The 23476-nt window shown below is 72.0% G+C and carries 25 protein-coding genes and 1 riboswitch; of the genes, 11 read left to right on the top strand and 14 right to left on the bottom strand.

The annotated features are described in order from the left end of the window. Nucleotides 1-391 (bottom strand): MFS transporter (locus JAN01S_RS08995; protein WP_157075678.1); only part of this gene is annotated, 391 nt, incomplete at its 3' end. Nucleotides 392-584: 193 nt separating this feature from the next. Here JAN01S_RS08995 and rpsO point away from each other — a divergent pair. Further along, nucleotides 585-854 carry a 30S ribosomal protein S15 gene (gene rpsO, locus JAN01S_RS09000; protein ID WP_068316896.1) on the top strand — a complete coding sequence of 90 codons (270 nt, stop codon included), beginning with the start codon at nt 585-587 and terminating at the stop codon, nt 852-854. 156 nt (nt 855-1010) lie between these two features. Continuing rightward, nucleotides 1011-3413 carry a polyribonucleotide nucleotidyltransferase gene (locus JAN01S_RS09005; protein WP_068316899.1) on the top strand — a complete coding sequence of 801 codons (2403 nt, stop codon included), beginning with the start codon at nt 1011-1013 and terminating at the stop codon, nt 3411-3413. A gap of 137 nt (nt 3414-3550) precedes the next feature. Here the strand turns inward: JAN01S_RS09005 and JAN01S_RS16920 are convergent, their stop codons facing one another. After that, nucleotides 3551-3700 (bottom strand): hypothetical protein, encoded by a 150-nt coding sequence (locus JAN01S_RS16920; protein WP_157075679.1) that lies wholly within the window; start codon nt 3698-3700, stop codon nt 3551-3553. A 114-nt stretch (nt 3701-3814) separates the two neighbouring features. On the opposite strand from JAN01S_RS16920, the gene dapB reads away from it, so the two are divergent. Next, a complete protein-coding gene (gene dapB, locus JAN01S_RS09010; protein ID WP_068316902.1) occupies nt 3815-4555 on the top strand; it encodes a 4-hydroxy-tetrahydrodipicolinate reductase in 741 nt (246 codons plus the stop codon). Between the two features lie 34 nt (nt 4556-4589). On the opposite strand, the gene JAN01S_RS09015 is transcribed toward dapB, so the two are convergent. From JAN01S_RS09015 to JAN01S_RS09050, 8 genes are read right to left on the bottom strand one after another with little or no spacing between them, the layout of a single operon-like run. Next, nucleotides 4590-4910, bottom strand: coding sequence for an AzlD domain-containing protein (locus JAN01S_RS09015; protein ID WP_068316904.1), 321 nt, complete (start codon nt 4908-4910; stop codon nt 4590-4592). Then, nucleotides 4907-5629, bottom strand: coding sequence for an AzlC family ABC transporter permease (locus JAN01S_RS09020; RefSeq protein ID WP_068316906.1), 723 nt, complete (start codon nt 5627-5629; stop codon nt 4907-4909). Before JAN01S_RS09020 ends, JAN01S_RS09015 begins: the two co-directional genes overlap by 4 nt. After that, nucleotides 5619-6173, bottom strand: a complete 555-nt coding sequence (locus JAN01S_RS09025) for a GNAT family N-acetyltransferase (protein WP_068316909.1) — start codon at nt 6171-6173, stop codon at nt 5619-5621. The genes JAN01S_RS09020 and JAN01S_RS09025 overlap by 11 nt, the downstream gene beginning before the upstream one ends. After that, nucleotides 6173-6895 (bottom strand): enoyl-CoA hydratase-related protein, encoded by a 723-nt coding sequence (locus JAN01S_RS09030; protein ID WP_068316984.1) that lies wholly within the window; start codon nt 6893-6895, stop codon nt 6173-6175. The genes JAN01S_RS09025 and JAN01S_RS09030 overlap by 1 nt, the downstream gene beginning before the upstream one ends. 35 nt (nt 6896-6930) lie before the next feature. Then, nucleotides 6931-7683 carry a hypothetical protein gene (locus JAN01S_RS09035; RefSeq protein WP_068316911.1) on the bottom strand — a complete coding sequence of 251 codons (753 nt, stop codon included), beginning with the start codon at nt 7681-7683 and terminating at the stop codon, nt 6931-6933. Further along, nucleotides 7680-8309, bottom strand: coding sequence for a SatD family protein (locus tag JAN01S_RS09040; RefSeq protein WP_068316912.1), 630 nt, complete (start codon nt 8307-8309; stop codon nt 7680-7682). The genes JAN01S_RS09035 and JAN01S_RS09040 overlap by 4 nt, the downstream gene beginning before the upstream one ends. Before the next feature lie 15 nt (nt 8310-8324). After that, complete coding sequence (locus JAN01S_RS09045) at nt 8325-9329, bottom strand: dihydrofolate reductase (protein ID WP_068316915.1); 1005 nt, start codon at nt 9327-9329, stop codon at nt 8325-8327. Then, nucleotides 9326-10135 carry a thymidylate synthase gene (locus tag JAN01S_RS09050; protein ID WP_068316917.1) on the bottom strand — a complete coding sequence of 270 codons (810 nt, stop codon included), beginning with the start codon at nt 10133-10135 and terminating at the stop codon, nt 9326-9328. Before JAN01S_RS09050 ends, JAN01S_RS09045 begins: the two co-directional genes overlap by 4 nt. A gap of 43 nt (nt 10136-10178) precedes the next feature. Here JAN01S_RS09050 and dapA point away from each other — a divergent pair, with 43 nt between their 5' ends. Next, on the top strand, nt 10179-11075 hold the full coding sequence (dapA, locus tag JAN01S_RS09055) for a 4-hydroxy-tetrahydrodipicolinate synthase (RefSeq protein ID WP_068316919.1): 897 nt from the start codon (nt 10179-10181) through the stop codon (nt 11073-11075). Continuing rightward, complete coding sequence (locus JAN01S_RS09060; RefSeq protein ID WP_068316922.1) at nt 11072-12757, top strand: ribonuclease J; 1686 nt, start codon at nt 11072-11074, stop codon at nt 12755-12757. The genes dapA and JAN01S_RS09060 overlap by 4 nt, the downstream gene beginning before the upstream one ends. A 57-nt stretch (nt 12758-12814) precedes the next feature. Here JAN01S_RS09060 and JAN01S_RS09065 read toward each other — a convergent pair whose 3' ends face one another. Together JAN01S_RS09065 and JAN01S_RS09070 are read right to left on the bottom strand one after the other, a co-directional pair. After that, nucleotides 12815-14029 (bottom strand): aminotransferase class V-fold PLP-dependent enzyme, encoded by a 1215-nt coding sequence (locus JAN01S_RS09065; protein ID WP_068316924.1) that lies wholly within the window; start codon nt 14027-14029, stop codon nt 12815-12817. Nucleotides 14030-14070: 41 nt separating this feature from the next. Next, nucleotides 14071-14185, bottom strand: a riboswitch (SAM riboswitch). Nucleotides 14186-14260: 75 nt separating this feature from the next. After that, nucleotides 14261-14905 (bottom strand): prepilin peptidase, encoded by a 645-nt coding sequence (locus JAN01S_RS09070; protein WP_068316926.1) that lies wholly within the window; start codon nt 14903-14905, stop codon nt 14261-14263. A gap of 121 nt (nt 14906-15026) precedes the next feature. Here JAN01S_RS09070 and JAN01S_RS09075 point away from each other — a divergent pair, with 121 nt between their 5' ends. Beyond that, nucleotides 15027-17867 carry an FtsK/SpoIIIE family DNA translocase gene (locus JAN01S_RS09075; RefSeq protein ID WP_068316928.1) on the top strand — a complete coding sequence of 947 codons (2841 nt, stop codon included), beginning with the start codon at nt 15027-15029 and terminating at the stop codon, nt 17865-17867. Here the strand turns inward: JAN01S_RS09075 and JAN01S_RS09080 are convergent. Then, nucleotides 17851-18885: a TlpA family protein disulfide reductase gene (locus JAN01S_RS09080; protein ID WP_068316931.1), complete on the bottom strand. Its 1035-nt coding sequence runs from the start codon at nt 18883-18885 to the stop codon at nt 17851-17853. The two genes, JAN01S_RS09075 and JAN01S_RS09080, sit on opposite strands and share 17 nt — an antisense overlap. A 22-nt stretch (nt 18886-18907) precedes the next feature. On the opposite strand from JAN01S_RS09080, the gene JAN01S_RS09085 reads away from it, so the two are divergent. From JAN01S_RS09085 to JAN01S_RS09105, 5 genes are all read left to right on the top strand, one after another. Next, the gene (locus tag JAN01S_RS09085; protein WP_068316934.1) at nt 18908-19612 is read left to right on the top strand and encodes an ion channel; all 705 of its coding nucleotides are present in this window, start codon (nt 18908-18910) and stop codon (nt 19610-19612) included. A 41-nt stretch (nt 19613-19653) separates the two neighbouring features. Further along, complete coding sequence (gene rimO / locus JAN01S_RS09090) at nt 19654-21060, top strand: 30S ribosomal protein S12 methylthiotransferase RimO (protein WP_068316986.1); 1407 nt, start codon at nt 19654-19656, stop codon at nt 21058-21060. Further along, a complete protein-coding gene (gene pgsA / locus JAN01S_RS09095) occupies nt 21057-21716 on the top strand; it encodes a CDP-diacylglycerol--glycerol-3-phosphate 3-phosphatidyltransferase (protein WP_084360129.1) in 660 nt (219 codons plus the stop codon). The genes rimO and pgsA overlap by 4 nt, the downstream gene beginning before the upstream one ends. Next, entirely contained in the window at nt 21706-22188 is a 483-nt protein-coding gene (locus JAN01S_RS09100) for a CinA family protein (RefSeq protein ID WP_068316938.1), read from the top strand. The genes pgsA and JAN01S_RS09100 overlap by 11 nt, the downstream gene beginning before the upstream one ends. An 86-nt stretch (nt 22189-22274) precedes the next feature. Continuing rightward, complete coding sequence (locus JAN01S_RS09105; RefSeq protein ID WP_068316990.1) at nt 22275-22574, top strand: helix-turn-helix domain-containing protein; 300 nt, start codon at nt 22275-22277, stop codon at nt 22572-22574. Nucleotides 22575-22615: 41 nt separating this feature from the next. On the opposite strand, the gene JAN01S_RS09110 is transcribed toward JAN01S_RS09105, so the two are convergent. After that, entirely contained in the window at nt 22616-23473 is an 858-nt protein-coding gene (locus tag JAN01S_RS09110; RefSeq protein ID WP_068316941.1) for a DNA-formamidopyrimidine glycosylase family protein, read from the bottom strand. Nucleotides 23474-23476: the final 3 nt, after the last annotated feature.

The following is a 23476-nucleotide window of genomic DNA, read 5'->3' on the forward strand; positions in this document are numbered from 1 at the left end:
AGGCGGGGGCGATGACCGAGGCGGCGCCGACGCCGACGCCCCCGACGGCCCGCCAGAAGATCATGTCCACGGGCCCGAAGGCCAGGCCCGATCCGATCGCGGAGAGGGTGAAGAGCACGGAGGCGATGACCATGACCCGGATGCGGCCGATCCGGTCGGCGATCCGCCCGGCGAGGTAGGCGCCGAGCATGCAGCCCAGCAACGCCGAGGAGACGACGAACCCGGTGAGGGCCGAGGACATGCCGAAGTCCTCGCGCATGGCCCCGACCGCCCCGTTGATCACGGCGGTGTCGAAGCCGAAGAGGAGGCCGCCGAGGGCTGCGACCAGGGCGAGCTGGATGACCCTCGCCGTGTGGTACGCGCCGGGTGTCGCCGTCGTCGATGAGCTCATGGCCAAACCTCTCCCTCGGGGACGTGACAGCCACGCTAGGGGCGCAGCGTCGGTTCTTGCGGATTAGGGCCCCGGCGGAACTCGCTGCTAATCTTCAACGGTTGCCGTGAGAATCGGCCGCGGATCCACAGAGCCCCGGTGAACCAGCCCGGGCGCGCCGCGCAACAACCCAGAGAAGGAGCAGTGTCACCGCATGCCGCTGACCGCTGAAGTCAAGAAGCAGATCATGGCCGAGTACGGCACCGTCGAGGGTGACACCGGCTCCCCCGAGGTCCAGATCGCGATGCTCACGCAGCGCATCAAGGACCTCACCGAGCACTCGCGTGAGCACAAGCACGACCACCACAGCCGTCGTGGTCTGCTGCTCCTCGTCGGTAAGCGTCGCCGTCTCCTGCGTTACCTGGAGACCACCGACATCGAGCGCTACCGTGCGCTGATCAAGCGCCTCGGCCTTCGCCGATAAGGACAACGCGTCGAGCGGTTCCCGACCACTGGGGGCCGCTTCTTCGCGTATCGGGGGGAATCTCCGCCCGAGCCACAACTGAAGATCGTCATCACCGAAGTCCGCCCGGGGCACAACGACGATGCCCCCGGAACGCAGAGAGAAAAGGAGGGCCCGATGGAGGGTCCTGAGATCAAGTTCGCCGAGGCCACGATCGACAACGGCCAGTTCGGCACCCGCACCATCCGGTTCGAGACCGGTCGCCTCGCCCAGCAGGCCGGTGGCGCCGTCGCCGCCTACCTCGACGGCGAGACCATGCTCCTGTCGACCACCACGGCCGGCAAGACCCCGAAGGACCACTTCGACTTCTTCCCGCTGACGGTGGACGTCGAGGAGCGCATGTACGCCGCGGGACGCATCCCCGGCAGCTTCTTCCGCCGTGAGGGCCGTCCGAGCACGGACGCCATCCTCACCTGCCGCCTCATCGACCGCCCGCTGCGCCCCACCTTCGTCAAGGGTCTGCGCAACGAGGTCCAGGTCGTCATCTCCGTCCTGTCGGTCCACCCGGACCACCAGTACGACGTCCTCGCGATCAACGCGGCGTCCGCGTCCACGCAGATCTCCGGTCTGCCCTTCTCGGGCCCGATCGGCGCCGTGCGCGTCTCGCTCATCGACGGCCAGTGGGTCGCCTTCCCGAACTTCAGCGACATCGAGCGCTCGACCTTCGACATGGTCGTCGCCGGCCGGGTGGTTGAAGACGCTGCGGGTGGTGCCGATGTGGCTGTGATGATGGTCGAGGCCGAGTCCACCGAGTCGACCTGGGACCTGGTGAAGAACCAGGGCAAGACCGCCCCCACCGAGGAGGTCGTCGCCGAGGGCCTCGAGGCGTCCAAGCAGTTCATCAAGACGCTGTGCGACGCGCAGGCCGACCTGGCGGCTGCGGCCGCCAAGCCGGTCGAGGAGTTCCCGATCTTCCTCGACTACGAGGACGACGCCTACGCCGCAGTCGAGGCCGCGACCTCCGCCGACCTGGCGCAGGCGCTGACCATCGCCGGCAAGCAGGAGCGCGAGGCGCGCCTGGACGAGATCAAGGACGCCATGAAGGCCTCCCTCGCCGGTACCGAGGAGGCCCCGGGCCAGTTCTTCGGTCGCGACAAGGAGCTGTCCGCTGCCTTCCGCTCCGCGCAGAAGGCCCAGGTGCGTCAGCGCATCCTGCGCGACAAGGTCCGCATCGACGGCCGTGGCCTCGCCGACATCCGCGCCCTGGGCGCCGAGGTCGAGGTCCTGCCGCGCGTGCACGGCTCGGCGCTCTTCGAGCGCGGCGAGACCCAGATCATGGGTGTCACCACGCTCAACATGCTCAAGATGGAGCAGCAGATCGACTCGCTGAGCCCGGTCACCAAGAAGCGCTACATGCACAACTACAACTTCCCGCCCTACTCGACCGGCGAGACCGGCCGCGTGGGCAGCCCGAAGCGCCGCGAGATCGGCCACGGTGCGCTCGCCGAGCGCGCGCTCCTGCCGGTGCTGCCCTCCCGCGAGGAGTTCCCGTACGCGATCCGTCAGGTCTCCGAGGCCCTCGGGTCCAACGGCTCGACCTCGATGGGCTCGGTCTGCGCCTCGACGATGTCGCTGCTCAACGCCGGTGTGCCGCTGCGCGCCGCCGTCGCCGGCATCGCCATGGGTCTGGTCTCCGACCAGGTCGACGGTGAGACCCGCTACGCCGCGATGACCGACATCCTCGGCGCCGAGGACGCGTTCGGCGACATGGACTTCAAGGTCGCCGGCACCCGCGAGTTCGTGACGGCCATCCAGCTCGACACCAAGCTCGACGGCATCCCCGCCTCGGTCCTGGCCGGCGCGCTGACCCAGGCCCGTGACGCGCGGATGCACATCCTCGACGTCATGAACGAGGCCATCGACGCTCCCGACGAGATGGCCCCGACCGCTCCGCGGATCATCACGGTCAACGTCCCCGTCGACAAGATCGGTGAGGTCATCGGCCCCAAGGGCAAGATGATCAAGCAGATCCAGGAGGACACCGGCGCCGACATCAGCATCGAGGACGACGGCACCGTCTTCATCGGTGCGGTCGACGGCCCGTCCGCCGACGCCGCGCGCAACGCGATCAACGCGATCGCCAACCCGCAGATGCCCGAGGTCGGGGAGCGCTTCCTCGGCACCGTCGTCAAGACGACCACCTTCGGTGCGTTCGTCTCCCTGACGCCGGGCAAGGACGGCCTGCTGCACATCTCCGAGGTGCGCAAGCTCGTCGGTGGCAAGCGGATCGACGCGGTCGAGGACATCCTCGGCATCGGCCAGAAGGTCCAGGTCGAGCTCAAGGAGATCGACCCGCGCGGCAAGCTGAGCCTGGCCGCCGTCCTCACCCCGGAGCAGGAGGCCGAGCTGGCCTCCGGCGCGAAGGGTGACGACGAGGGCGGTCGCGGCGGTCGCCGTGAGGGCGGTCGTGAGGGTGGCCGCGACGGCGGTCGCCGTCGCCGTCGCCGTGGCGACGACAACGGCTCCTCGTCCGGCGAGTCCGCCGGCTCGGACGAGGGCAGCGCGTCGCAGGACGACTGACCGACAGGTCCCTGACAGAGGGCCGACCTCCCCACGGGGAGGTCGGCCCTCTGTCGTGCGGGCGCGGGCACGGAGAAGCCCCCGCCACCGGCGACTCAGGTGATGGGGGCTTCGGTCCGGGGGAGCGGTGGCTCCGGTCAGGCCGCGTGGCGCGCGGTGCGACGGGTCTCGTCGATCCAGCGCATCTCCATGCGGGTCCGGCCGTCCTCACCGCGCACGGCGACCCAGGTGCAGGTCAGCTTCGGCGTGCGGGGCTCGCTCGTCTTCTTGAGGGTGGTGACGGTCATGGCGGACACCTCCTGTTCATGTCTTGTTCACTTACGACACTAGCACCAAAGTGAACACAAGGTGAACGCCGCGCCGGTGGATGAGACGCGGCACCCCCTTCGTAGGCTGTCCCCATGACGACGAAGGTGGCAGTGATCGGCGCCGCGGGGCGCATGGGTGCGACGGCCTGCGAGGCGGTCGAGGGAGCGCACGACCTCGAGCTCGTCGCCCGCCTCGACGAGGGCGACGACCTGGGTGACCTCGGTGGGGCGGACGTCGCGATCGACTTCACCGTCCTGGCAGCCAGCGAGCGCAATGTCCGCCACTGCGTCGAGCGCGGCGTCCACGTCGTCGTCGGCACCTCCGGGTGGACGGACGAGCGGGCGGCGGCACTGCGCACCGAGGTCGAGGCGAAGGGGGGAGTGGGCGTGCTCATCGCGCCGAACTTCGCCATCGGCGCCGTCCTGATGATGCAGTTCGCCAAGCAGGCGGCGCGCTTCTACGAGTCCGTCGAGGTCGTCGAGCTGCACCACCCGCGCAAGGTCGACGCCCCGAGCGGCACCGCGACCCGCACGGCCGAGCTCATTGGCGCCGCGCGCGCCGAGGCAGGTCTCGGTGACGTGCCCGACGCGACGACCGACGACCCGGACGGCGCCCGCGGAGCCGTCGTCGAGGGCGTGCCGGTGCACGCGGTGCGCCTGCGTGGGCTCGTGGCCCACCAGGAGGTCCTCCTGGGCAACGAGGGCGAGATGCTCACGATCCGCCACGACTCCTTCGACCGTGTCTCCTTCATGCCCGGGGTGCTCACCGGCGTGCGTGAGGTCGGCAAGCACCCGGGCGTGACCGTCGGTCTGGAGCACGTGCTCGGGATCTGATCCTCGGGTCCGGCCCCACGGCCGGTGTGTGGCGTCAGCCCCAGCCGAGCGCGCGCAGCCCCGCGGCGAGAGCGGCGGCGGCGAAGACGACGACGACGAAGTTGGCGCGCAGCCACAGCAGCACGACGGCCAGCGTGACCGCGGCGAGGCGCGCGTCGAGCACGAGGCCGTCGTCGCCGCCGACGGTCTGCGTCACGACGAGGCCGGCGAGGAGGGCGACGGGCAGCAGGCCGATGACGCGCGAGCGCCGACGGCCGTCGACGAGCGACTCGGGCACGAGGTACCCGAGGTACTTCGTGACGAACCCGAGCACGCAGGCGGCGAGGACCGAGATCCACAGGACTGTGGCGCTCACAGCAGGTCCCCCTCCGGCTGCTCGATGTCGTGGGCCCGGCTCGGCGCGGAGTCGATGAGCCCGACGACGACGGCGGCGAGCGCGGCAAGCAGCACGGGCACGCCGGCCGGCGTCGGGGCGAAGGCGATGAGGGCGATGGCGGCGGCCAGGGCCGCGGTCACCTGACCCGTGCGGTCGCGCAGCCGCGGCCAGATGAGCCCGACGAAGGCGGCTGCGGCCGCTGCGTCTAGGCCCCACACACGAGGGTCGCCGATGGCATTGCCCACGACGGCACCGATGAGGGTCGAGAGGTTCCAGAAGGTGAAGACGCCCAGGCCGCCGGCCCAGAAGCCGGTGCGCTGCACCTCGGGGTGCTCCTGCGCGAGCGCGACCGCGGTGGACTCGTCGATGGTCACGTGCGCGGCCGCGGTCCGTCGCCAGCCGGTCAGGCGCAGGACGCGGGCCAGCTGGAGGCCGTAGAGGCCGTTGCGGATGCCGAGCAGGGTCGAGGTGGCGACCGCGGTGACCGGGCTGCCGCCCGCGCCGATGATGCCGATGAAGGCGAACTGGGAGCCGCCGGTGAAGAGCAGGAGGGACAGCGCGACGGTCTGCCACACGTCGAGCCCGGCGGCGATGCCCAGCGCGCCGAAGCTCACGCCGTAGATGCCGGTCGCCAGCCCGACGGACAGTCCTTGGCGGCGGGCCGCGGCGTGCTGCGCCGCGAGCGGGTCAGTCGTCACCGGGCTCCTCCACGAGGGCGGCGATGAGCCGCACCTCGCGCGCGGTGTCGTCGTCGGGGGAGACGACGCGGTCGCGGAAGGCGCCGTCGGGGGTCAGGCCGGACGCGGTGAGGAAGGAGCGCAGCCCCTCGTGCTCGACGAGGCACCACGTCGCCACGTGCTGGGCCCCGGCCTCGCGCAGGACGTCGACGGCGGCGTTGACCAGGCGGGAGCCGTGCCCCTGCCGGCGGTGCATCGGGTGCACCCCGAGTGCGGTGATCTCGCCGGTCGTCTGGCCGGCGTCCGGGTCCTGGCTCGGGCCGATGGCGACGAACCCGACGACCTGCTCACCGGCGCGGGCCACGAGCAGGCGGTGCACCCCTTCGGGCGGGGTGCGCAGGGCGTCGCGCCATGCCGTGGCGAAGGCCTGCGGGTCGAAGGCGGCATGCACCCGGGGCGGGACGATCCCGTCGTACGCCTCCTGCCACACCAGGGCCTGGGTCTGCCCGACGGCGGGGGCGTCGTTGACCGTCGCCGTGCGCACACTCGCGTCCGCGGCCGTCATCAGCGCCCCACGAAGCTCGGGCTGCGGCGCTCGCCGAAGGCGCGCTGTCCCTCGGCGAGGTCCTCGCTGGCCCAGGCGCGGGCGAAGGCGGCCTCGTAGTCGGGGTCGGGTCCGGGGCCGGCGACCATCCCCGCCTTGGACCCGGCCTGGGAGAGCGGGGCCAGTCGTGCGGTGGCGGTGGCCAACTCGACGGCCGCGTCGAGGTCGCCGCGCACCTGCGCGAAGCCCAGACGCCACGCGTCGTCACCGTCGAGCACGGCGGCGGTGAGCACCATGTGCCGGGCGGCGCCCTCACCCCAGCAGCGAGTGACCCGGTCGAGCGTCCACTTGTCGACCATGAGCCCGAGCCGCGCCACCGGCACGGCGAAGCGCGCGTCGCCGTCGACCACGCGCAGGTCGCACGCGACGGCGAGCTGCATGCCCAGGCCCATGCACGAGCCGGAGATGGCGGCGATCGTCGTGATCGGCACCGCGGCCAGGTGGCGCAGGACCTGCGCCAGGCGCTCGGTGAAGGAGACGTCCTCGAGCTCCTTGAGGTCGGCGCCGGCGCAGAAGTGCCCCTCGGCGCCGGTGAGCACGAGCACGCGGGCCCCGGAGTCGACGGCGGCCACGACCGCTGCGTGCAGCTCCTCGAGCGTCTGCAGGTCGAGGGCATTGCGCCGGTGCGTGCGGTCGATGGTCAGGACGGTGACAGCGTCGTGGCGCTGGGTGTGGATCGGCACGTCCGCCAGCATACGGAGCGGGCGAAGGGGGACGATCAGGCGGCGAGGACGAGCGCCGCGAGGGCGACGAGCCAGCTGACGAAGCTGCCGACGAGGAAGTACTCGGTCACCTTGTCGATGCCACCGCCGTGCTCGTCGTCGGCATGGGCCTTCAGCTCAGGCCAGCGGATCAGCCCCTTGGCGGCGATGACGAGGCCGGCAGCGGTCAGCTCGCCGGCCAGACCCAGGCCGAGGACGAAGATCCGCTCGAGCGGTCCGAGCAGCCGGCCCCCGCGCAGCTCACCGTCGGTGCCTCCCGAGACGGGTCGCGCCGGCAGGGCGCCGGTGGTGACGAGGACGAGTCGCACCACGCGGTTGCCCGTGGCGAGCTGGACGAGGACGAGGCCGGCCAGGAGGAGCGCGCGGTCGGGCGAGGGCTGCCAGGGCAGGTTGCTCCACGCCAACCAGTCGGCGACCCAGCCGTCCACCGGGGGAGCCCAGCCCGACAGGAGCAGTTGCACGAGCACCGCCCCGGCGAAGACGGCCAGGGCCCTCCCGTGGCCCTCGCCCCGGTCGGCGCGCTCGGCGAACACCAGCCAGGCGACCAGCCCGGCGACCGCGAGCGCGGTCAGGGTGACGCCACCCCAGGTGGTGAGCAGGCCGGCGCCTGCGGCGACGAGGGCGAGCACGCCAAGGCCGATGATCGGCACGGTGCGGGCGGGGCGTGTCGAGCCGGCCGGCCGTGCGACGAGGGCACTCAGCAGGTCGGCCACGCCCATGGCGACGAGCAGGGCGGACAGCACGCTCACGGCAGGCCCGCCAGCTCGTCGGACAGGCGCACGAGGTGGTCCAGCGCGTCCCGGTGCACTCGGCGTGAGACGGCGGTGGGGCTGATGCCCTCCGCCTCGGCGAGGGCCTGTTGGCTGCTCCCGGCGAGGAGGCCGGCGAGCAGGCGCAGTGACCGGTGGTCCAGTCCCGCGATGAGCAGGTCGCGGTGCTGCAGCGCGACGTCGAGTGCCAGCCCGGCGGGGGAGTCCTCGCGCCACCGGGTGCGCACGATCCGCGCCTCCCGTGCGGCCCCGGTCTCGCCCTCCTTGGCCAGGGTGATCGCGTCACGTGCGAGCCACCAGCCGGGTCCGTCCTGGACGCTGCCGTCCTCGCTCAGGGCGGTGACCTCGCCGTGGGCGAGGCCGTAGCGGGTCTCGACCTCGGGCAGCAGGCCCAGCCGCAGCAGCAGCGCGGCGTGGGCGGCCTGACCTCGGCGCTCCCAGGCGCCCTGGAGCTCGTCGCCGGTCCGGACGGCCACCGGCTGCACCGGGTCGGTCGCCGCGTTGACCTGCGCGACGACCTCGGTCAGGCGCGCGTGCAGCGCTCGGCGGTCGGCCGCCTCGCGCGAGCCGACGACGTCCCCGAGGAGGGTGGCGATCGAGGTCATGTGAACATCATAGCTTCATTCGCCTAGAAATGAACCTATGTCGTTCATCAGCGGCGGTGTGGACCCCTGGGGTTCACGCTCGTAGGTGACGAAGTCGAAGCCGTCGCGGGCCTCGCGCCGCACCTCGCGCCACAGCGTCGGGTCCACCTCGGGGAAGAAGACCTCCGCCGCCGGGGCGGCGGCGATCTCGGTCAGCTCCAGGCGGGAGGCCAGCCCGATCGTCTGTCGGTAGATCTCCCCGCCCCCGACGACGAAGACCTCGCCGGGCCCGGCCACGACAAGTGCCTCGCCCAAGGAATGCACGACGAGGGCCCCGGGCGCCGACCACTCGTGGTCGGAGGTGACGACGATCGTCGTGCGACCGGGCAGTGCGCGCCCGATCGAGTCCCACGTGCGCCGACCCATGACCATGACGCCGCCCATCGTCAGCGCCTTGAAGTGGGCCAGGTCCTCGGGCAGGTGCCACGGCATCCCGCCGTCGACCCCGATGGCGCGGTTGGCGCCGAGGGCGGCGACCAGCACGAGCCGCTGGTCGTGCCCCAGCTCGACGAAGGGGGCCAGCCCCCCGTCACGCAGCCCCTCCAGCACGACCCGCTCGTGCGGGACGACCTGCTCCGGCAGGTCCGCGAGCGGCCACCACCGCAGGTCGGCGGCCTTGTCGGGCTCGCGCAGCGTCGGCTCGCCGGACCAGCCGGTGACGTGGAAGAAGAAGTCGGCGCGCTGCTCGATCCGACCGGCGAGGGTCGAGCGCTGCACGGTCGTGAGCGGGGCGGCCGCCTCGACCCGGATGCCGAGCTCCTCCTCGACCTCGCGGGCCAGCGCCTCGCTCGGCGCGCTCGCGTCCTCGACGTGGCCGGCGGCCCCGCAGGCCCACCAGCCGTCCATGAACCCGGTGCCCCGGCGCAGCTGGAGCAGCACCTCGCGGCCCCGGTCCCCCTCACGGGTCATCACGGCGTAGGAGGCGGCGACGAGCGGCACCCGACCGCGCAGCTCCTCGGGCGTGGGACGCGGCAGGCTCATACGGCGATCGGCGCCTTGATGCTCGGGGCAGCCTCGTAGCCGACGAGGGTGAAGTCCTCGAGCTCGTAGGCATCGATCGACTCCCGGGGCCGGATCTCCATGCGCGGCAGCGGCCCGGGGGAGCGGCCCAGCTGCTCGTCGGCCTGCTCGAGGTGGTTGAGGTAGAGGTGCGCGTCGCCGAGGGTGTGGACGAACTCGCCCGGCTCCATGTCCACCTGCTGGGCGACCATCATCGTCAGCAGCGCGTACGAGGCGATGTTGAAGGGCACCCCGAGGAAGATGTCGGCGCTGCGCTGGTACAGCTGGCAGGACAGGCGCGCACGCGCGCCGTCACGCCCGGGAGTGACGTAGAACTGGAACATCGTGTGGCACGGGGGCAGCGCCATCTCGCCGACCTCCGCGACGTTCCACGCGGAGACGATGTGCCGGCGGCTGTCGGGGTTGGTCCGCAGCCCCTCGATCACCTGCGCGATCTGGTCGATCGTCGAGCCGTCGGGCGCCGGCCAGGAGCGCCACTGGTGCCCGTAGACCGGACCGAGGTCACCCTGCTCGTCGGCCCACTCGTCCCAGATGGAGATGCCGCGCTCCTGCAGCCAGCGCACATTGGTCTCGCCGCGCAGGAACCACAGCAGCTCGCCGATGATCGAGCGCAGGTGCAGCTTCTTCGTCGTGAGGACGGGGAAGCCCTCCGAGAGGTCGAAACGCATCTGGTGCCCGAAGACGCTGCGCGTGCCCGTCCCGGTGCGGTCGGACTTGTCGACACCGTGGTCGCGGACGTGCTCGAGGAGGTCGAGGTACTGGCGCATGGCGCCACGATAGACGCCACCACCGACGGCTACGCTGGCCCGCATGACGACTTCCCCCTTCGGCCGGGTCATCACCGCGATGGTGACCCCCATGACCCCTGACGGCGCGCTGGACACGAAGGGTGCGGCGGCCGTCGTCGAGCACCTCGTGGCCACCGGTCACGACGGCGTCGTGGTCAACGGCACGACCGGCGAGTCGCCGACGCTCAGCTCCGCCGAGAGCATCGCCATGGTCGAGGCGGTCAAGCAGGCCGCCGGTGACCGCCTGCTCGTCACCGCGGGCGTCGGCTCCAACAACACCGCGCACGCCATCCAGATGGCCGCCGACGCCACGAGTGCCGGCGCGGACGGGCTGCTCGTCGTCTCGCCGTACTACAACAAGCCGACCCAGCCGGGCCTGCTCGCGCACACCCGCGCCATCGCCGACGCCGCCGAGCTGCCGGTCATGCTCTACGACATCCCGGGGCGCACCGCGACCCCCTTCGCCGTGGACACGCTCATCGCGCTCGCCGAGCACGAGCGGATCGTCGCGGTCAAGGACGCGAAGGGGGACCTGTGGGCCTCCTCGGAGGTCATGGCCGCGACCGACCTGCTCTGGTACTCCGGTGCCGACGAGGTCAACCTCGCCCACCTCGCCCAGGGGGCCCACGGCGTCGTCTCCGTCGTCGGCCACGTCGCCGGTGAGCACTACCGGGCGATGATCGAGGCCGTCGACGCCGGTGACCTCGCGACGGCCCGCGAGATCCACCACCGCCTCATCCCCGTGACCAACGCGATCATGGGGACCTCCCAGGGAGCGATCATGGCCAAGGCCGCCCTCGTCGAGCTCGGGGTCATCGAGCACGCGAGCGTGCGCCTGCCCTACGTCGAGGGCCCCGCCGAGCACCTCGAGGTGCTGCGCGCCGGCCTCGCCGCCTCCCGGATCGGAGCCACTGCATGAGCCATCCCCACCCCGACCTCCAGCTCCCCCCGCCCCTCGCCCCCGGCGCGCTGCGTGTCGTCCCGCTCGGCGGGCTCGGCGAGGTCGGCCGCAACATGGCCGTCATCGAGCACGAGGGTCAGCTGCTCATCATCGACTGCGGCGTGCTCTTCCCCGAGGACCACCAGCCGGGCGTCGACCTCATCCTCCCCGACTTCGAGTACATCCTCGACCGGCTCGACGACGTGCAGGCGATCATCCTCACGCACGGGCACGAGGACCACATCGGCGCGGTGCCCTACCTGCTCAAGCACAAGCCCGACATCCCGCTCGTCGGCTCCATGCTCACCCTCGCCCTCATCGAGGCGAAGCTCAAGGAGCACCGGATCAAGCCGTACACGCTCGGGGTCAAGGAGGGCGGGCGCGAGTCCTTCGGTGTCTTCGACTGCGAGTTCATCGCCGTCAACCACTCGATCCCCGACGCCCTGGCGGTCTTCGTGCGCACCGCCGGCGGCACGCTGCTGCACACGGGCGACTTCAAGATGGACCAGCTCCCGCTGGACCGGCGCCTGACGGACCTGCGGGCCTTCGCCCGGGTCGGCGAGGAGGGGGTCGACCTCTTCCTCACCGACTCGACCAATGCCGAGGTCCCCGGGTTCACCACGCCCGAGCGCGAGATCTCCGGAGCGATCGACCAGGTCTTCCGCAACGCGCGGCGCCGGATCATCGTCGCCTGCTTCTCCAGCCACGTGCACCGCGTGCAGCAGGTCCTCGACGCCGCCGAGCGCAACGGCCGCAAGGTCGCGATGGTCGGCCGCTCGATGGTGCGCAACATGGGCATCGCCGCCGACCTGGGGTACCTCCACGTCCCCGACGGCGTCCTCGTCGACATCAAGAAGCTCGACCGTCTCGCCGACGACGAGGTCGTGCTCATCTGCACCGGCAGCCAGGGCGAGCCGATGGCCGCCCTCTCGCGCATGGCCAACCGCGACCACCGCATCGACGTCGGTGACGGCGACACCGTGCTGCTCGCCTCGAGCCTCATCCCGGGCAACGAAAACGCGGTCTACCGCGTCATCAACGGCCTGATGCGCCTGGGCGCCGACGTCGTGCACAAGGGCAACGCCAAGGTGCACGTCTCCGGCCACGCCAGCGCCGGTGAGCTCCTCTACTGCTACAACATCGTCAAACCACGCAATGTCATGCCGGTCCACGGCGAGTGGCGCCACCTCGTGGCCAATGCCGACCTGGCGATCCAGACCGGGGTCGACCCCGACCACGTCGTGCTCGCCGAGGACGGCCTGGTCGTCGACCTCGTCGACGGTCGCGCCCGCATTGCGGGGGCCGTGCCGTGCGGTTACGTCTACGTCGACGGCTCGAGCGTCGGTGGGACGACCGAGGAGCTGCTCAAGGACCGCCGCATCCTGCGCGACGAGGGCTTCATCTCCGTCATGGTCGTCGTCGACTCCTCGACCGGCAAGGTGATCGCCGGCCCGGAGATCACGGCCCGCGGCTTCGCCGAGGACGACGAGATCTTCACCCAGGTGCGGCCCAAGATCATCGCTGCGCTCGACGAGGCGATGGCCAAGGGCACCAACGACACCCACCAGCTGCAGCAGGTCGTGCGCCGCGCGGTCGGCGGCTGGGTCGGCGGCAAGATCCGCCGTCGCCCGATGATCATCCCGGTGGTCGTCGAGGCCTGACCGCCCGAGCGCGAAGGGGGCCTGCCGGGTCCCCCTTCGCGCTCACCCGAGGAGGGGTCAGAGGGAGCGCAGCGCGGCGAGCAGCCGGTCGACGTGCGCGGGCGTCGTGCCCAGGCCGGCGCTGATCCGCACCGCGGTCTCCTGCTCGTGCTCCGACAGCAGGTCGTCGACGAGCAGGTGCGCGCAGAACTTGCCGTCCCGCACGCCGATGCCGTGCTCGTCACCGAGGACGCGGGCGACCTCGCCGCTGTCGTGGCCGTCGACCGTGATCGTCGCGACGGGGGCACCGTCGACGCCGCCGAAGAGGGTGTGCACGTGGACGCCGTCGATGTCGGCCAGACCGGCGAGCAGCCGGATGCGCAGGGCCTGCTCGTGGTCGATGATCGCCCGCTCGTGCTCGGTGATGATCTCGCAGGCGGTGGCCAGGGCGACCGCGCCCAGCACGTTGGGGGAGCCGGCCTCGTGCCGGGCCGGGCCGCAGGTCCACTCGGTCGTGTCGAGGCCGACCCGGGCGGTGGCCCCGCCGCCGGCGAGGTAGGGGTCGGCGGCGTCGAGCCAGTCGCTGCGCCCGACGAGCACCCCGGCGCCGAAGGGGGCATAGATCTTGTGGCCGCTGAAGGCGATCCAGTCGACGCCGAGCGCGTCGATGTCGACGCGGCGGTGCGGGACGACCTGGGCGGCGTCGAGGGCGAAGCGGGCACCGTGCTCGTGGGCGAGCGTCGCGACCCGCTCGATCGGCCAGTGCTCACCGGTGACATTGGACGCGCCGGTCGCGACGACGAGCCGGTGCTCGGCCGGGTGGTTGCGCAGGGCCTGCTCGAGCAGGTCGAGCGCCTCGTCGTGGCTGTGCGGCACCGGCAGGCGCAGGGCATCACCCCACGGCAGCAGCGCCGCGTGGTGCTCGGAGGCGAAGACGAAGACCTTTGTGCCCTCGGGCAGCGCCCGCGCGAGCAGGTTGAACGAGTCGGTCGTGTTGCGGGTGAAGACGACCTGGTCGTCCTCGCGGGCCCCGACGAAGGTGGCGACGGACTCGCGCGCCTGCTCGTAGCGCGAGCTGGTCACCCGGGAGGCGAAGCCGGCCCCGCGGTGCACGGAGGAGTAGGTGACGGCCGCCGCGGCGACCTCCTGCGCGACGGCGGCGAAGGCCGGGGTCGTCGCGCCGTGGTCGAGGTGGGCGTACTCCACGACCGAGCCGTCGGCGTCGCGGTAGGTCAACCCGGCGGAGACGAGCTCGGGCAGGGCGGTGGCGGTGTGCAGGTCGGACACGGTCATGGCGGTGCTCCTCGAGGTCTTCGGACCCCGGGCTCGACCGCGATCCGCGCTTGCCGGGCGACACTGCGCCGCCGGCCAGGTCGTCACCCGGAGCACCCCACCGCGGAGGAGGGTTGCCGACCAGCTAGCCGGGGCTTGTCGCTGGTACTCGTGACCTTGTGCGCCACACGTTAGCGCATGCGGGTGGGTCGCTGTCGAGCGCTGGGCGCACGTGTCTCGCCACCCGGGACGTCAGGCGAGAGGGAGCGCCAGCAGGGCGCCGGCGACGAGGTAGGGGCCGAAGGCCAGGTTCGATTTGCGGGTCGCGCGCCGCAGCAGGATCAGGACGAGGGCGACGAGGCCCCCGAGGACGAACCCGAGCCAGATCCCCGTCACGAGGTGCGGCCAACCCAGCCAGGCGAGCGTCGGGGTGATCGAGACGAGCAGCTTGGCATCGCCGATGCCGATGGAGCGTCCGTGCAGGACGAAGGAGAGGGCGAGCGCCCCGCCCCCGACGAGCACGCAGGCGATGGCGGCCCGCACCAGTGAGGACCCGTCACCGGTCATGACGGACGCGAGGGTGAGCAGCACCGCGACGACGGGCAACAGGGGCACGGTGAGGGCATTGGGCAGGCGGTGGACGTCCGCGTCGACCGCCGCGAGGACCAGGCCGACGAGGCCGAGCGCGAGCGGGGCGAGCAGCACCGGCCAGGGGCGGTCGGCGAGCGAGCGCTCCACGAGCAGTCCGACGCCGGGGGCGAGCACCGGGACCCACAGGTGACGGGGGAGGGGGCCCTCATCGTCCGGGCGTCGGTAGGCGCCAGTGCGCAGCCAAGACCACCCGGCGAGGCCGCAGGCCAGCGCCGCGAGCACGATGACAAGGGTCCGCGGGTCCATCGGGGCGAGGTTATCGGTCCGCTCGCGACGTCGCTGCGGTGCCTGTGGACGAGCGGATCGGTGGCCCGTGGTGCGCGTGTGACGCGTGTGTCAGGGGTGGCTTTCGCCTACCCTGCGAACCATGGCCACTCGTCCGTCGACCTCCTCGCGCAGCACCAAGGGTGCCTCCGCGCGGCCCAAGGGCAGCACGCGCCCGTCCGGCCGCAAGGCCCCCGCCAAGGGCACGACGAAGGGGAGGGCCGCCGCCTCCCGTAAGCAGTCCGCGTCCGGGGGCGGCCTGCCGCTGCCCCTGGCCGCCGTGCAGAAGACCTGGATGGGCGTCGCCCACGCCACCGGGTCGGGGGTGCGCCGCATCGGCCACAGCGCGAGCCAGATCGAGCCGGAGCACCGCCGTGACGGCTGGGGCTTTCTCGCCCTCGCGCTGGCCCTCGTCGTCGCCGTGCGCGAGTGGTGGGGCCTCACGGGCCTCTTCGGGGACATCGTCCACGCCGTCTTCGCCGGCACCTTCGGCCGCGTCGCGTACGCGCTGCCCATCGTCCTGCTCGTGCTCGGGATCCGGCTGCTGCGCTCCCAGGGTGACTCGGCGGCCGACGCCCGGCTCGGTTTCGGCGCCGTGATGGGGCTGTTCGCCGCCTCCGGCCTGACCCACATCGCCAAGGACATCCCGCAGCCGCCGGACGGCGCGGGACCGATGCGTGACGCCGGCGGCATCGTCGGGTTCCTCGCCTCCGACCCGCTCGCGACCGCCGTCACCGAGTGGCCGGCGATCATCCTCCTCGTCCTCCTCGGCCTCTTCAGCCTCCTGCTGCTCACCGGCACCCCGCTCCACGAGGTGCCGCAGCGGCTGGCGTACGTCCGGGCGGCCTTCACCGGCGAGGTCCCGTCGCACGTCACCGCCGACGACGTCCGGGCGAAGGGGGATGCCCCCCAGGCGGCCGTCGCCCGGGCCCGACGCCGGCGCACCTTCGACGACGACGACCTGTCCGGGGAGCGCGACGGCGACACCGCCTACGACCAGGCGGCCGTGGTCCAGCCCGCGGGCAAGGGCCGCAAGCGCAAGCGCTCTGCCGAGCCCGCGACCGACGAGGTCGAGGCAACCACCGAGACCCCGCAGGCCGAGGCCGGCGGTCCCCGCCCCGGTGAGAAGCGCCCGACCAAGAACCCCGTCGTCGCCCCGATCAAGTCCTCGTCGCAGACGGTGCTCGAGCCGCCGCCCACGACGCAGCTGCCGCAACGCGTCGAGCAGCTGGCCCTCGCCGGCGACGTGACGTACACGTTGCCCGACAGCAGCCACCTCAAGCCCGGCGCCCCGCACAAGGAGCGCTCCGCTGCCAACGACAAGGTGGTCGAGTCCCTGACAAGCGTCCTCGACGAGTTCGGCATCGACGCCCAGGTCACCGGGTTCCACCGCGGCCCGACCGTCACCCGCTATGTCGTCGAGCTCGGGCCCGGCGTCAAGGTCGAGCGGGTCACGGCACTGTCGAAGAACATCGCCTACGCCGTCGCCTCCGCCGATGTGCGCATCCTCAGCCCGATCCCCGGCAAGTCGGCCATCGGCATCGAGATCCCCAATGCCGACAAGGAGATGGTCTGCCTCGGTGACGTGCTGCGCTCCGACGTCGCGCGCAACAACGAGCACCCGATGGTCATGGGTGTCGGCAAGGACGTCGAGGGTGGCTACGTCATCGCCAACCTGGCCAAGATGCCGCACATCCTCGTCGCCGGCGCCACCGGCTCCGGCAAGTCCTCCTTCGTCAACTCGATGATCACCTCGATCCTCATGCGGGCGACGCCCGACGAGGTGCGGATGGTGCTCGTCGACCCCAAGCGCGTGGAGCTGACCGCCTACGAGGGCATCCCGCACCTCATCACCCCGATCATCACCAACGCCAAGAAGGCGGCCGAGGCCCTCCAGTGGGTCGTGCGCGAGATGGACATGCGCTACGACGACCTCGCCTCGTCCGGCTACAAGCACGTCGACGACTACAACAAGGCCGTGCGGGCGGGCAAGGTCGAGGCGATCCCGGGCAGCGAGCGGGTCATCCAGCCCTACCCGTACCTCTTGGTCATCGTCGACGAGCTCGCCGACCTGATGATGGTCGCCCCGCGCGACGTCGAGGACTCGATCGTGCGGATCACCCAGCTCGCGCGTGCGGCGGGCATCCACCTGGTCCTCGCGACGCAGCGGCCCTCGGTCGACGTCGTCACCGGTCTGATCAAGGCCAATGTCCCCTCACGGATGGCCTTCGCCACCTCGTCGCTCGCCGACTCTCGCGTCGTGCTCGACCAGCCCGGTGCCGAAAAGCTGCTCGGCCAGGGTGACGCGCTCTTCCTGCCGATGGGCAAGTCCAAGCCGATGCGCGTGCAGGGCGCGTGGGTCACCGAGTCCGAGATCCAGGAGGTCGTCGACCACGTCACCGGCCAGCTCAAGCCGGTCTACCGCGAGGACGTCGCCCCGGAGACCCCCAAGAAGCAGATCGACGAGGACATCGGCGACGACCTCGACGTCCTGCTGCAGGCGACCGAGCTGGTCGTCACCTCGCAGTTCGGCTCGACCTCGATGCTCCAGCGCAAGCTGCGCGTCGGCTTCGCCAAGGCCGGACGGCTCATGGACCTGCTCGAGTCGCGTGGCGTCGTCGGCCCCTCCGAGGGGTCCAAGGCCCGCGACGTGCTCATCACGCCCGAGGACCTGCCGACGACCCTCGCCCTGATGCGGGGGGAGGAGCCGCCCGCCGCGGAACCGGCCGAGGACGCGCTGGACGGGGCAGCCGATGGCGAGGGTGGCACCGAGGTGGGGCCGCAGGCCCCTGTCGGCACCGACACGGACGTCATCGACGTGCGGCAGGGCGTGCCCGCCGCGTCGCAGGACCGCTACGCCGAGGACCCGATCGGCACCGAGGTCGTCGAGGAGTGGACCGAGGACGACGACGAGGACGCCTGGTCGCTCACCGACCGTCGCTGACCGGCTCGCCGGCCGGGAGCACCCCGGCCTCCTCGAGCTCGGTGCGCACGTCGACGATGAAGTCGGCCACGGCGCTCGTGCCCTGCACCGGACCGCCGGCCAGCAGCCCGTCGCCGCCGAGCAGCACCGCGCCCGGCGTGCCCACCCCGAAGATCCGCAGCAGGGTGGCCTGCGGGTCCTGGAGCACGCGGCCGGTGAGGTCGGGGACCTGCTGCAGGGCGGTCTCGAGCGGCAGGGACGTCACGGCCCGCACCCGTACGGGCCCGAGCGAGTCGTCCCACTCGGGGACCTGCTCGATGGCGCTCGCGCACGGGGCACAGCCGGGGGAGATGAAGACGAGCAGCACGGCGCCACCCGCGACCAGGTCGGTGAGCGGGCGCGAGCGACCGTCCTCGTCGACCAGGGCGGCGTACGGCATGGGTTGGCGGGCGTAGTCCACCTCCACGAGGTCGTCCTCGCCCCCGGGCGCGGTCTCGGGGGAGGCGAGTGATCCCCCCTTCGTCCCGCCGAAGGTCACGACGACCACGGCCACGGTCAGCGTGACCAGACCGAGCCAGGCCCACGCCGTGGCCGGCGCGTCGACGAGGCGGGTGAGCACCGATCCTGGCGCGGTCGCGGACCACGCCGCGAGCAGGCCGACGACGACGAGCAGGGCATTGCGCACCGCGGTGCGTCGGGTCACCTCGCCCATGCCGAGCCGCCCGAAGCAGCTGCACGTCACCGGGTAGCCGAAGCCGAGTGCGCGCACGATGACGAGCAGGTAGACGAGCAGGAGCAGCAGCGCCAGCACGGCCACGACGAGCGCGAAGGGGGCCGGGACCAGCACGAGCGACGCCGCCAGGGCGATCTCGGCCCAGGGCAGCAGCCGCGGCGCGCCGGAGGAGGTGAGCACCTGCGGCACGCGCAGCTGGACGAAGGCGGAGTGCGTCTCCTCGGGATGGCGCAGCTTCGCCGCGCCGCTCACGGCGAGCAGGATCGCGAGCAGGAGGGGCGGGAGCAGGAGGGGGCTGTCGGGCACGACGCGAGTCTAGGGTTGCCCCATGACGAAGGCCTGGTACGAGCTCGACAGCCGTCCGACGGGAGCCCGGTACTGGGCCGCGGTCGTGCGCAAGCAGCCCTCGGCGATCCTCGTCGGCATCCAGCTGCTTGCCATCGTGCTGCTGCCCTGGGTGGAGTCGGAGAACTGGGGTCGGGCGGTCATCACCTCGCTCTCGCTCTTCGCGGTGACCTTCGGCATCTGGGTCGTGCGCTCCACGCCGGCCCTGACCTGGCTGGCCCTGCTCATCGGCTTCCCCGCCTTCGTCCTCGAGGTGTGGTCGGTCATCGACCGCACCAACGTGCCCGTGACGTTCACCGCCCACCTGCTGCTCGCCGTGTTCTACATGTACGTCGCCTACGGCCTCGTCTCGTACATGTTCGCCGACACCTGGGTGACCAAGGATGAGCTCTTCGCCGTGGGCGCCGCCTTCACCGTGCTGCTCTTCGGCTTCGCCTATCTCTTCGTCGCGATCCAGACGCTCGTGCCCGGGTCCTTCACGGGGCACTCGGACGCCCCGCAGCTGACCTTCCTCGAGCTGCTCTACTACTCCGGGGCCAACCTCACGAGCGTCGGCCTGTCGGACATCACGGCCGTCGAGCCGCACGCGCGGGCGGCGACGATCATCGAGCAGCTGAGCGGGGTCCTGTACGTCGCGATGGTCATCTCACGCCTCGTGGCGCTCACGGTCATGCGGGCGCGCAGCTGACGATGCGCCCGGGTCCCGCCGGGCCACCTAGAGTGGGGGGCATGTCCGCCCCTTCCCGCAGCGTCGCCGTCGTCACCCTGGGATGCACCCGCAACGACGTGGACTCCGAGGAGCTCGCCGGTCGCCTCTCGGCCGAGGGCTGGACCCTCGTCGAGGACGCCGCGGAGGCCGACGTCGCCGTGGTCAACACGTGCGGGTTCATCGAGCAGGCCAAGAAGGACTCGATCGACGCCATCCTCGAGGCGAACGACCTGCGGGAGCACGGTCGCACGCAGAAGGTCGTCGCGGTCGGCTGCCTCGCCGAGCGCTACGGCAAGCAGCTGGCCGACGAGCTGCCCGAGGCCGACGCGGTCCTGGGCTTCGACAGCTACGCCGACATGTCCAGCCACCTGCGGGCGGTCCTCGACGGCCACGCCCCCGAGGCGCACACCCCCGGCGACCGCCGCAAGCTGCTGCCCATCTCCCCGGTCGAGCGCGATGCCACCGACGTCGCCCTGCCGGGCCACAACACCGGCGGCGACCTGCCCCGTGCCCGCCTCGACGACCGGCCGTGGGCGCCGTTGAAGATCGCGTCCGGCTGCGACCGCCGCTGCTCCTTCTGCGCGATCCCGACCTTCCGCGGTGCCTTCGTCTCCCGGCGCCCTCACGACGTCGTGGCCGAAGGGAGGTGGCTCGCCTCCCAGGGGGTGCGCGAGCTCTTCCTCGTCAGCGAGAACTCCACGTCCTACGGCAAGGACCTCGGCGACCTCGACCTGCTCGAGCAGCTGCTCCCCGAGCTCGTCGCGATCGAGGGCGTCGAGCGGGTGCGCGTGTCCTACCTGCAGCCCGCCGAGATCCGCCCGGGGCTGCTGCGCGCCATGGCGAGCGTCCCCGGTGTCGTGCCCTGGTACGACATCTCCTTCCAGCACGCCTCCGGCCCGTTGCTGCGGCGGATGCGTCGATTCGGCGACACCGCGTCCTTCCTCGGCCTGATCGAGGGGATCCGCGAGCGTCAGCCCGAGGCCGGCATCCGATCCAACGTCATCCTGGGCTTCCCCGGCGAGACCGACGAGGACGTCGCCGAGCTCGAGCGCTTCCTCACGCAGGCGCGACTCGACGTGGTCGGCGTCTTCGGCTACTCCGACGAGGACGGCACCGAGGGTGAACTGCTCGACGGCAAGGTCGACCCCGACGTCATCGCCGAGCGGGTCGAGCGGGTGCGCTCGCTCGTCGAGGAGCTGGCCGCCCAGCGCGCCGAGGAGCGCATCGGGCAGGTCGTGCACGTGCTCGTCGAGGAGGTCGACGACGAGACCGGCGAGGTCATCGGCCGGGCGGCCCACCAGGGCCCGGACGTCGACGGCGTCACCCTGCTCACCGGTGACCTCGACGACGTCGCCGTGGGCCGGATCGTCGCGGCCGAGGTGGTCGGCACCGAGGGCATCGACCTCGTGGCGGAGTCGCGCGCATGAGCCCGGACCAGGAGCCGACGACCGGCGGCATCTCGATGCCGGTGCCCGAGCCCAGCCCGTGGAATGTCCCCAATGCCCTGACGGTCCTGCGGATCCTGCTCGTCCCCGTCTTCGTCTGGCTCGTCCTGCGCCACGGCGGTGACGACGCCGGGACCCGCTGGTGGGCCTGGGGCGTCTTCGCCGTGGCCATCATCACCGACCGCATCGACGGTGACCTCGCGCGTGCCAAGGGGCTCGTGACGACCTTCGGCAAGGTGGCCGACCCCATCGCCGACAAGGCGCTCACCGGCGCCGGATTCATCACCCTGTCGATGATCGGCGAGATCCCTTGGTGGATCACCGTGGTCATCCTCGCCCGCGAGCTGGGCATCACCCTCATGCGCTTCTGGGTCATCCGCCACGGCGTCATGCCCGCCAGCCGCGGTGGCAAGGTCAAGACCTTCCTCCAGGCCCTGGCGATCGGCCTCTTCGTCATCCCGCTCAGCACGCTGCCGGTCGAGTGGCTCTGGCGTGGCCTCGCCTGGGTGATCCTCATCGGTGCCCTCGTCGTCACGATCGCCACCGCGGTCGACTACGTCATCAAGGCCATGACCCTGCGCTCGACGAGTGACCGCGCCCGGATGAAGCGGGAGCGCAAGGCCGCACGTGGGCGCTGACGCGGCCGGGTTGCTCGGCCTCCTCGCCGACGGCGGATGGACGCTCGGCACGGCGGAGTCCCTCACCGGCGGGCTGCTCGCGGCCACGCTCGTCGAGGTGCCCGGCGCCTCGAGGGTCTTCGTGGGGTCGGTCGTCGCCTATGACCCGGAGGTCAAGACCTCGGTGCTCGGCGTGGACCCGGACCTCGTCGCCCGGGTCGGGACGGTCGACGAGCATGTGGCGGTCCAGATGGCCCGCGGAGCGCGTCGGGTGCTGGGCAGCGACCTCGCGCTCGCGACGACCGGGGTCGCCGGTCCGGGGCCGAGCGAGGGGCACCCGGCCGGGACGGTCTGGCTCGCGTGCGCGTGGGCCGGGGGAGTAACGACGCGGAGGTTGGCGTTGACGGGGGAGCGGGCCGACGTGCGGGCCGCGTCGGTCGCCGCAGCGATCGGGCTCGCCCACGAGGTCGCCCTGACGATCTCGTCGTCCTGACCGTTCACGGGGGACGTCCTGACCCTTGACGGTGACCCGTTGTACGGTGGAGCCAGACAGCCGGACCCGCGAAGGAGGTGGACCACATGGTGTTGCTGCGCGAGGAGCTCGGTGACGTGCTGCGTGACGCGCGTCGAGCGCAGGGGCGCACCCTGCGGGACATCTCTGCCAAGGCGTCGGTCTCCCTCGGCTACCTCAGCGAGATCGAGCGCGGCGAAAAGGAGGCCAGCTCCGAGCTGCTCGCCTCCATCTGCACCGCGCTCGGGATGCCGATGTCGCTCGTGCTCACCGAGGTCGCCCAGCGGGCCGACCGCGCGGAGCGGGCCAGCGCCCCCGTCACCCTGCCGGTCGCGAGCCGGACCGAGGACGTCGTCTCCGCGGCCTGACCGGCCGGACCTGCCTCACTGCGCCGCCTCACTGCGCCGCCTCACCTACGCCGCCGCGCGCCCAGCGGCGCCTGTGGCCTCCCGTCGTCGGTCGGTGCCTGCCCGCCCTGGCAGCCCGGGCACGAGAAGAACACCCGGTCGGCGCCCGCGCGGCCCAGCGGCGCGACCCGTACGGTCGTGCCGCACCGCCGACAGGGCCGACCTGAGCGGCCGTGGACGAAGGCCCGGTCATCGGTGCGCAGCACTCCCGTCGACGACTGGATCGCGTGCTCGCGCCCACGCAGCATGAGGGCGTGGACGCGCTCGACCAGGGCGTCGAGCTCGTCGCCTGACAGGTCGGCCGCATCGCGCCAGGGGTGCAGGCGCTGGACGAAGAGGGCCTCGCTCGCCCAGAAGGTGCCCACTCCCGCGAGGACGCGTTGGTCGAGCAGGGCGGCCGCGATCGACGTGCCCGGAGCGGTGTACTGCAGGTTGTCGACCACCCGGCCCGGGTCCCAGTCGGCCCCCAGCACGTCGGGACCGAGGTGGCCGACGAGCCGGTGCTCATCGCTGCGTCGGACGAGGTCGAGCTCACCGAGCCGCAGGCCCAGGGTCGTCCAGGCCTCGTTGCCGATCGCGGCCCGCAGGTCCGGTCGGCGCAGTCCGCGAGCGGCGGCCTGGCTCCCGGCCTCCTCGATCCGCCACGAGCCCTCCATGCGCAAGTGGGTGTGCAGCGTCCACCCCGAGGCGAAGCGGTGGAGCAGGTGCTTGCCACGTGGCACGACCTCCTCGACCTCGCACCCATGCACGGGTGCCTCGTCGACCTCGCCCCAGCGCAGGTCGACGAGTGACGCGGGCGTGCCGGCGAGGGCGGCATGGAGGCGCCGCGCGGTCCGCCAGACGGTGTCGCCCTCGGGCACGGC

Origin of the sequence: Janibacter anophelis NBRC 107843, from assembly GCF_001570945.1 — a bacterium.
GTDB lineage: Bacteria > Actinomycetota > Actinomycetes > Actinomycetales > Dermatophilaceae > Janibacter > Janibacter anophelis.

What these genes read in the sequence shown, in the direction of transcription:
- rpsO (WP_068316896.1), top strand. Translation starts at nt 585, where the DNA reads ATGCCGCTGACCGCTGAAGTCAAGAAGCAGATCATGGCCGAGTACGGC.
- JAN01S_RS09005 (WP_068316899.1), top strand. Translation starts at nt 1,011, where the DNA reads ATGGAGGGTCCTGAGATCAAGTTCGCCGAGGCCACGATCGACAACGGC.
- JAN01S_RS16920 (WP_157075679.1), bottom strand. Translation starts at nt 3,700, where the DNA reads ATGACCGTCACCACCCTCAAGAAGACGAGCGAGCCCCGCACGCCGAAG.
- dapB (WP_068316902.1), top strand. Translation starts at nt 3,815, where the DNA reads ATGACGACGAAGGTGGCAGTGATCGGCGCCGCGGGGCGCATGGGTGCG.
- JAN01S_RS09025 (WP_068316909.1), bottom strand. Translation starts at nt 6,173, where the DNA reads ATGACGGCCGCGGACGCGAGTGTGCGCACGGCGACGGTCAACGACGCC.
- JAN01S_RS09040 (WP_068316912.1), bottom strand. Translation starts at nt 8,309, where the DNA reads ATGACCTCGATCGCCACCCTCCTCGGGGACGTCGTCGGCTCGCGCGAG.
- JAN01S_RS09045 (WP_068316915.1), bottom strand. Translation starts at nt 9,329, where the DNA reads ATGAGCCTGCCGCGTCCCACGCCCGAGGAGCTGCGCGGTCGGGTGCCG.
- JAN01S_RS09050 (WP_068316917.1), bottom strand. Translation starts at nt 10,135, where the DNA reads ATGCGCCAGTACCTCGACCTCCTCGAGCACGTCCGCGACCACGGTGTC.
- dapA (WP_068316919.1), top strand. Translation starts at nt 10,179, where the DNA reads ATGACGACTTCCCCCTTCGGCCGGGTCATCACCGCGATGGTGACCCCC.
- JAN01S_RS09060 (WP_068316922.1), top strand. Translation starts at nt 11,072, where the DNA reads ATGAGCCATCCCCACCCCGACCTCCAGCTCCCCCCGCCCCTCGCCCCC.
- JAN01S_RS09065 (WP_068316924.1), bottom strand. Translation starts at nt 14,029, where the DNA reads ATGACCGTGTCCGACCTGCACACCGCCACCGCCCTGCCCGAGCTCGTC.
- JAN01S_RS09070 (WP_068316926.1), bottom strand. Translation starts at nt 14,905, where the DNA reads ATGGACCCGCGGACCCTTGTCATCGTGCTCGCGGCGCTGGCCTGCGGC.
- JAN01S_RS09075 (WP_068316928.1), top strand. Translation starts at nt 15,027, where the DNA reads ATGGCCACTCGTCCGTCGACCTCCTCGCGCAGCACCAAGGGTGCCTCC.
- JAN01S_RS09085 (WP_068316934.1), top strand. Translation starts at nt 18,908, where the DNA reads ATGACGAAGGCCTGGTACGAGCTCGACAGCCGTCCGACGGGAGCCCGG.
- rimO (WP_068316986.1), top strand. Translation starts at nt 19,654, where the DNA reads ATGTCCGCCCCTTCCCGCAGCGTCGCCGTCGTCACCCTGGGATGCACC.
- pgsA (WP_084360129.1), top strand. Translation starts at nt 21,057, where the DNA reads ATGAGCCCGGACCAGGAGCCGACGACCGGCGGCATCTCGATGCCGGTG.
- JAN01S_RS09105 (WP_068316990.1), top strand. Translation starts at nt 22,275, where the DNA reads ATGGTGTTGCTGCGCGAGGAGCTCGGTGACGTGCTGCGTGACGCGCGT.